Annotated in this window: 1 protein-coding gene; it reads right to left on the reverse strand. The window is 63.8% G+C overall.

Annotated features, from left to right (window positions below):
* Positions 1–125: 125 nt before the first annotated feature.
* Positions 126–1,589, reverse strand: coding sequence for a group II intron reverse transcriptase/maturase (ltrA, locus tag ACIBCM_RS35205; RefSeq protein WP_399250519.1), 1,464 nt, complete (start codon positions 1,587–1,589; stop codon positions 126–128).
* Positions 1,590–2,197 lie beyond the last annotated feature (608 nt).

Here is a 2,197-nt window from a genome sequence, read left to right on the forward strand (position 1 = left end):
GGGTTGAGTCGGCCTGGGACGCGGTGCCGGGATTGCTCCCGGTCCGTTTTCCCAGGCCGCTCGCCGAACCCGCCGTGCGCCTTACGACGCAACGGGCTCTCCACGGTCTCTGCCGTCGTACGTGGTTATGCGGAGGTCCAGGGATTGGGAATCCTGTTGCCCCGGTAGCGGTAGCGGGTAACCGGCACCGCCGCCATATCGAACAACTCGACTCCGTCTGCAGAGATCGGCTTCCAGCTCCCGTTTGGAGCCTTGAGCCACCGGCGAACGTCCTTCCACTTCCAGCGATGCAGGGTTTGTATCCATTTCACCATCCGCCACCAGACGAAGTTCGCCAGGTTGCTCAGGGTGTGTTTACAGACCGCGTGCCTGAAGTAGTTGGCCCAACCGCGCATGATCAGGTTGATTCTGACCAGCACCTCCCTGGGATTCTGCTGCGACTTCCTGCTCGTCAGGGCACGAATCCTGTCCTTCAGCGACCGGATCGGCCGGTCCGCAATGAACGTGTAGACGTACCACTTGTCCGTTCCTCGCTTGTGTTTCCACTGGATGCGGAACCCAAGGAAGTCGAACGCTTCACTCATGTGCACGATGCGGGTCTTGGCCGGTGAAAGCCGCAACCCGAGCGGTTCGAGCACTTCAGTGATTTCGTTCTGCAACTTCTCGACGTCGTCGCGGGAGCCATGCACGAGCACCACAAAGTCGTCCGCATAACGGCAGACCTTCCAGTTCGGCAGGCCCTTTGCGCGACGTCGCACGCGTCGGCTAGCGGTTCCCATGGTCCCGCCGTCCTTCCACGGCCCTTGCAGGCGCTCATCAAGCGCCGACATGGCTATGTTGAACAGCAATGGAGACAGAACACCGCCCTGCGGCGTCCCGGTGTCGGTGGCCCTCCGGTCTCCAAGTTCGGTAAGAACCCCGGACTTGAGGAACGCCTTCACCAGTGCCACGATCCGCTTGTCCTTGACCCGCTTGCGCACTCGCTCAAGGAGAGCGGAATGCGAAACGGTGTCGAAGGCCGCTTCGATGTCAGCGTCCAACACCCAGCGATAGCCTTTGGTGCCGAACAGTTGAATCTCGGCGATCGCATCGTGGGCTCGCCGCTCGGGCCGGAACCCGTATGAGACCGGCTCGAAGTCGGCCTCGAAGATCGGTTCCAGCACCAGCTTCAGCGCCGCCTGGACAACTCGGTCCGCCACCGTCGGAATCCCGAGGGCGCGAACCTTCCCCGAACCACCCGGCTTGGGGATCTTGCGTTCCCGCACCGGCTGGGGCCGAAACGAGCCATCCTTCAGGCTGGTCCGCAGGTCGTCCAGAAAACGGAAAACCCCGATCTGCTCTTCGACATGGGCGACAGTAACGCCGTCCATGCCCGCAGTTCGGGCCCCCTTGTTGCCCGCGATCCGATTGAACGCATGTCGCAGCGTCATCGGATCGTGCACGAAACTGAACAGGTCGTCGAACCTGCGGCCAGGATCGGCCGCCGCCCGACGGTGAAGCTTGGCCTGCATCCCCGATACCCGCCCATCGGACTCTTCCGAGTCCTCGATAAGCGCGGCACCGTCGTTCAACGGTGCGTCTTTCGGCATTGCAGCCTCCTTCCCTTCTCGATACCGCTGCCGCCCTTCCCCATGTACGCGCCTTTCGCGCGCTCGGAGTACTACGGCGGCTCCGCCCCGCTCCGGCCCGATCGGCCGACGATGAACCCAGCCCTTCCACCAGAGCGGATCCCTGGCAGAGGGCGAGAGCCGGAACGGTTCCCGTGTTCACTGCAACTCGCTCGACGAAGTAGGAGCCCAGCTCTGTCCCTGCGGCCTCGCCACGGCTACCCCGCAGCACTTCACCGTGGCCTCCCGACGGGCATGTCAAAGCCCGTCCAGAAGTTCCCCGCTCCGGTCACCCGGTTCGAGGACGCACCGCATCCGGCCCATATCTGCACAGGTTTGAGCCGGCGGGGGGTTGAGAGACGTAGACGCTGGTTCCTCTCGTACTCCTCTCCATCACGCTTGCCGGACCCGAACCATCTGGCAGTTCTGGCCCGTCCCGGCTTTGTCGGGGCCGCTCTCACCCTCACCGGCATCTCCCGGATCAGGCTGCCCCCAGCTTCACCGCCCTGCTGCGACAGGACGGCGGCGACGGTCTCTCACCTCCGCACGAGTTCACAACGCTTCACGGCGCACTGACACCACCCCCCAGG

The organism is Streptomyces sp. NPDC051018, from assembly GCF_044456085.1.
Taxonomy (GTDB): Bacteria; Actinomycetota; Actinomycetes; order Streptomycetales; family Streptomycetaceae; genus Streptomyces.